The following is a 4,580-nucleotide window of genomic DNA, read 5'->3' as shown; positions in this document are numbered from 1 at the left end:
GCCAAACTTTAGCTCAATCTGCTGACCTTGCTCAAAAATGGGCGAACCGTGAGTTTATAGTTGCAGTTAATGTGGGTTTGAGCGGATGGTTGTGGGTTAGTTGCAATTAATCTGGATTCAGTTGCAGTTAATTCGGGTTTGAGCTATCGGATAGTTGCAGTTAATTCGGGTTCAAAATCGCTATGATTGCGGGTTTGATGATTTATGATTGCGGGTCGCTACAAATAGACACCTACAACTCTGTAAGGCTTTGGGCGATCGCTTCAGCGACTTGCGACAGTGTCTTGGCGCGAACTTCTGTGTAACGCTGATTTCCTGGCATAACCACCAGATTAGGGGCAGCAGAACAGCGTTTTACACATCCGGTTCGTTCGATCGTGACAAACTGTTCTAGATTGCGATCGCGAAGGAGTTGACCCAATGCCTCACAGAGTCCTTTCCCCCCTTTTCTCAAACATCCTGATTTTTGGCACACTAGTACCTTGATTTTAGGCTTGGGGTTGATTTTAGGCTCAGATGGAGACACTAGGCTGGAAGATGCAGGCACGACGGGAGTACAAGCTTTGAGTGGTGTAATCTGAGTTGCTTTTAGTTTGAGATCGTGAGCCGGGCGATCGAATTTGCCGATGCCTGTAACCTGAATAGATTCACCGGGCTGAAGCGACATTCCTACTGCCATCCGCACCGCCTTAGGAAGCTTGATCTGCAACTCTTCGGACAACACGCCAAGGCGTAAATACTTTAGCTTTCCCTCATGCTGGACAAAGCCCAAAAACTCGCCCTCGAACTTAAACTCCATGTGTTGGTGATCAAAGTCAACCATGATCTGATGTTCCTAAGTGATACGTCTAGCTTCTACAGTTTTCGGCAGTTTTATGGGATCTTCTAACCCAGCGATCGCTAGTTCCCAGCCATTTGCCAGGGTGAAGATCTTTTCACTGTTTGCTTCTGTTTCGTTCACCACTTCTTCTTCCAAATCTTTTTTGGCCACATAGACCACCAGGTGTCCCGCAGAATTTCGACGGAGCATAACTTTCATTTGATTTCCTCAGCTAGTTCAAGTTCCTTTTTGCGACAGCCAACAATGTGCCCCGTCGTCATGAAATGCACTGCATAGATGTAGGAGCTTTGTAGAAAAGTACCGATGCTGATGACATAGCCAACGTCTCCTTTCTTGGCTAGAGTTGCCCCGATATCCTTACCAGGAAACGTGCCGTCATTGCGAATTAGTTTGCGCGATCGCACCTTCTGACCAATCTCAAAGGTGGGCGGGCTATCGATTTCAATTTCATCCGTTTGCATGGCTATATGACCTCACTGGGGGAACTAAACTTACAAGCTCTTCAACAGTCAGACTGCGCTTAACTTCTATTGCTTGATGTCGCACGGCTTCTAGTACCGATTGAGCTTCCTCAGAGTTGAGAATGATGCCCTGTTGTTGCAGCACACTCAAGACTAAATGCCGACCTGAATGTTTACCTACGACAAAGCGACGTTCCCAGCCCACATCTTCTGGGGCAAACGGCTCATAAGTGACCGGATTGTGCAAAATGCCGTGGGCGTGAATTCCAGACTCGTGAGCAAAGGCATTTTCGCCAACGATCGCTTTCCAGGGCGGCACAGGACAATTAGACGCTCTAGAAACCAGGCGAGAAAGTTCTAGCAGTCGTTTGGTATCAATTCCCGTTTGGATGCCATAGATGCGCTTCAACGCCATCACAACTTCCTCTAGGGCAGCATTGCCTGCTCGTTCACCTAATCCATTGACGGTCGTATTTACGGATAGCGCTCCGGCTTGTATCCCGGCTAGTGCATTCGCGCTGGCCAGTCCTAGATCATTGTGTGTGTGCATCTCGACTGGGATGGACAGGTGAGAAACAAGCTGACGAACGTTGTTGTGTGTGGTTAATGGATCAAGAATGCCAACGGTGTCACAAAAGCGAAATCGGAACGCACCCCACTCTTGAGCAAACAGGGCAACATCGAGCAGAAAGGACTGATCGGCTCTAGAGGAATCTTCACCGCCAACGGATACCGCCAGACCGTGATCGCAGGCAAAGTTAATCACATCTCGCAGGCGATCGAGCATAACCCGCCATTGTCCATGAAATTTTGCCGCAATTTGAATGTCTGAAACTGGAACAGAAATGTGAACCCGCTGTAATCCGCAATCGAGCGATGCCTGAATATCTGATAGGTTCGCCCGATTCCAGCCGAGGAGTTTTGCCTTTAATCCCAGGTGTGCGATCGCTCGAATGGCTTCGGCTTCTTCTTGTCCCATTGCAGGAATGCCGACTTCTAGTTCCTGTACCCCGATCGAGTCAAGGAAAGTAGCGATCGCAATTTTTTCTTCAATATTGAAGGCAATTCCGGCAGCCTGTTCTCCGTCTCGCAAGGTTGTGTCGTTAATCTGAATGAGATGATTTTTCATCGTAAGTTGTGATCTCTAATCAGTGAATTTTTGATGGAGATTGGATTCAGTAGACTAAAGACTGAGAATCGGAGACCTGGTTAAATGACAAATTTCCTGGCGTTGAGACTACAAGAGCAAAATTCACCTTCGCAGACAATGGAATCCTGAGTAGGTTAGTCTACGAAGGTAGACTTCGTTCTAATAGGCGCAAATTCCATTCACCAGCTTCTCTGTTCACGTTCCAGGCTCCAACCTCCAAAGTCAACTATTCAATCTACAGTCGGCTTACAAAAGCAAACGTCAGACTGTCTTCTGCTAGAAAATGCGCCAGATGGAAGGCTCGGTCTTCGGTTTGTAATAGAAACTGCTCGTAAAGATAGCGAGTGGCCCGATCGCCGATGCTTTCTGCCTGGGCTGCCTGCCGCCGCAGTAGATCAATCATGGTTTGCTCCGCTTGCAAGTTGTTTTCTACCATCTGCCGAGCCGTAAAACACCCATCTGGCTCCGGCGAGAAGCAGCACAATTCGGCCAGTTTGCCAAAGCTAGCAGCAGGGATGCCTCCTAATCCATTGAGCCGCTCACCAATTTGATGAACATAGTTCTGGACTTGCTCATAGCTTTCAGAAAAGAACTCATGCAGCGAGTAAAATTCTGCACCTTCCACCACAAAATGGTGTTTTTGGTATTGCAGATAGAGTGCCTGAAAACTAGCAAACGCAATGTTTAATCCTTCACAGACCGGAACAGTGACTTCTTGCCCTAAGCCGATCGGGTTGGTTTGAACTTGACCAAATTCTTGTACGAGTGCCTGTGTCATTTGAAAGACTCCTTGAGGTTAGTAAGTGTGAGTTTGGCAGTGAACTTGAATTGCTTTCTCAGTGTTTGAAGTGAAAAAGACTGTTTTTTGGAAGACTGTGTTTTGGAAAGGTGAAACTTAATCAGTCTCCCAACATCGCTCTAGCCAGTTCACCATCTCTGGGCGAGAGGCCATAAACTGCTGCACCACACTTCGCAGTAGCAGAGCGCCCGTGCTGTTGTGGACTTCGACCCGCAGCGAACCATCTTCTGGGCACCAGCAAGGAATCATTAATTCCTGAAGGCGATGGTAGACCCGCCAGCGATCGATGCGAGACACCGCAACCACATGAGCTACAGAGCTATTGAGATTGGATGGGTGATCAATCTGGCTAGTGCCAGGGTTTGTAGGAGAAAGGGAGGACATTGAAGTTACCTCGATAGGGTTAGTGGGTGTAATGATTTTGAGTCAACAGTTGAATATATTGTTCTAAAATTTCAAGGCGATCGCGTAGTGCCTTCATCGCATCTGCTTCAACATCGGGGACTTGCCCATGTTCTAGTGGACAGGTTTGAGTATTGGTGCGACAAATATTGCGTCCAGGAACGCCTACAGCAGTGCAATGGGAAGGGACGGCTCGCAGTACGATCGATCCGGCTCCAATCCGGGCGTAGTCTCCAATTGGAATGTTGCCTAAAATTTTTGCTCCAGCCCCAACCACAACATGCTGCCCCAGAGTTGGATGGCGTTTGCCTGTTTCCTTGCCTGTCCCGCCTAGCGTCACCCCTTGGTAGATCAAGCAATAATCGCCCACGACTGTGGTTTCCCCAATCACGACTCCCATGCCGTGGTCGATAAAGACCCCTTTGCCGATCGCCGCCCCCGGATGAATCTCAATCCCTGTGAAAAAGCGGGTCAGGTGCGAAATGAAGCGAGGGATAAACATCACATGGCGACGATAAAGCCAGTGGGCGAGACGATAGAGGACAATCGCGTGAAACCCAGGGTAGCAGCACAGCACTTCTAGCCAATGCCCAGCGGCTGGGTCACGATCGAAGATAATGCGAAAGTCTTCTTGTATCGATTGCCATACTGCGATCGGGAAAGGTATCGATGTAGCAGTACTCTTAATGGCTAGAGCATCCTGACTGGGGCTTGTTCTGAAATGCTCAGGGAGGGGGAGACAGCGTGAGGTAGGAAGAGGCTGCATTGCTTTCAGAGGGCAAACGGTGTTCTGTTCTCCTGCTTATATCAGGCAGAAAAAAGTAGGGCAGAATCCGCAACCCCAATCAGAGTTATTGAATTAATTAGCAATGTACTCAATCCCCAAACCCTAATCTAGTCGAGACTTTATTTTTTTGAAGGGTTGAG

7 protein-coding genes are annotated in these 4,580 nt (G+C 48.4%); all 7 read right to left on the bottom strand.

The window, feature by feature from the left end; translation table 11 throughout:
- Positions 1-232: 232 nt before the first annotated feature.
- Entirely contained in the window at positions 233-823 is a 591-nt protein-coding gene (locus ACJ2PR_RS35105; protein ID WP_446880527.1) for a (2Fe-2S) ferredoxin domain-containing protein, read from the bottom strand.
- 12 nt (positions 824-835) lie between these two features.
- The gene (gene nifT, locus ACJ2PR_RS35100; RefSeq protein ID WP_446880526.1) at positions 836-1,039 is read right to left on the bottom strand and encodes a putative nitrogen fixation protein NifT; all 204 of its coding nucleotides are present in this window, start codon (positions 1,037-1,039) and stop codon (positions 836-838) included.
- Positions 1,036-1,302 (bottom strand): nitrogen fixation protein NifZ, encoded by a 267-nt coding sequence (locus ACJ2PR_RS35095; protein ID WP_446880525.1) that lies wholly within the window; start codon positions 1,300-1,302, stop codon positions 1,036-1,038. Before ACJ2PR_RS35095 ends, nifT begins: the two co-directional genes overlap by 4 nt.
- Positions 1,289-2,431: a homocitrate synthase gene (gene nifV / locus ACJ2PR_RS35090; protein WP_446880524.1), complete on the bottom strand. Its 1,143-nt coding sequence runs from the start codon at positions 2,429-2,431 to the stop codon at positions 1,289-1,291. Before nifV ends, ACJ2PR_RS35095 begins: the two co-directional genes overlap by 14 nt.
- Positions 2,432-2,687: 256 nt before the next feature.
- Positions 2,688-3,230 (bottom strand): DNA starvation/stress protection protein DpsA, encoded by a 543-nt coding sequence (dpsA, locus tag ACJ2PR_RS35085; protein ID WP_446880523.1) that lies wholly within the window; start codon positions 3,228-3,230, stop codon positions 2,688-2,690.
- Positions 3,231-3,347: 117 nt separating this feature from the next.
- Positions 3,348-3,635 carry an Asr1405/Asl0597 family protein gene (locus tag ACJ2PR_RS35080; RefSeq protein WP_446880522.1) on the bottom strand — a complete coding sequence of 96 codons (288 nt, stop codon included), beginning with the start codon at positions 3,633-3,635 and terminating at the stop codon, positions 3,348-3,350.
- Between the two features lie 19 nt (positions 3,636-3,654).
- On the bottom strand, positions 3,655-4,419 hold the full coding sequence (cysE, locus tag ACJ2PR_RS35075; RefSeq protein WP_446880521.1) for a serine O-acetyltransferase: 765 nt from the start codon (positions 4,417-4,419) through the stop codon (positions 3,655-3,657).
- Positions 4,420-4,580 lie beyond the last annotated feature (161 nt).

Source organism: Phormidesmis sp. 146-33, from assembly GCF_052939515.1.
This window is presented reverse-complemented; position numbering and strand designations above follow the sequence as displayed.

What these genes read in the sequence shown, in the direction of transcription:
- dpsA (WP_446880523.1), bottom strand. Translation starts at nt 3,230, where the DNA reads ATGACACAGGCACTCGTACAAGAATTTGGTCAAGTTCAAACCAACCCG.
- nifV (WP_446880524.1), bottom strand. Translation starts at nt 2,431, where the DNA reads ATGAAAAATCATCTCATTCAGATTAACGACACAACCTTGCGAGACGGA.
- ACJ2PR_RS35105 (WP_446880527.1), bottom strand. Translation starts at nt 823, where the DNA reads ATGGTTGACTTTGATCACCAACACATGGAGTTTAAGTTCGAGGGCGAG.
- ACJ2PR_RS35080 (WP_446880522.1), bottom strand. Translation starts at nt 3,635, where the DNA reads ATGTCCTCCCTTTCTCCTACAAACCCTGGCACTAGCCAGATTGATCAC.
- ACJ2PR_RS35095 (WP_446880525.1), bottom strand. Translation starts at nt 1,302, where the DNA reads ATGCAAACGGATGAAATTGAAATCGATAGCCCGCCCACCTTTGAGATT.
- nifT (WP_446880526.1), bottom strand. Translation starts at nt 1,039, where the DNA reads ATGAAAGTTATGCTCCGTCGAAATTCTGCGGGACACCTGGTGGTCTAT.
- cysE (WP_446880521.1), bottom strand. Translation starts at nt 4,419, where the DNA reads ATGCAGCCTCTTCCTACCTCACGCTGTCTCCCCCTCCCTGAGCATTTC.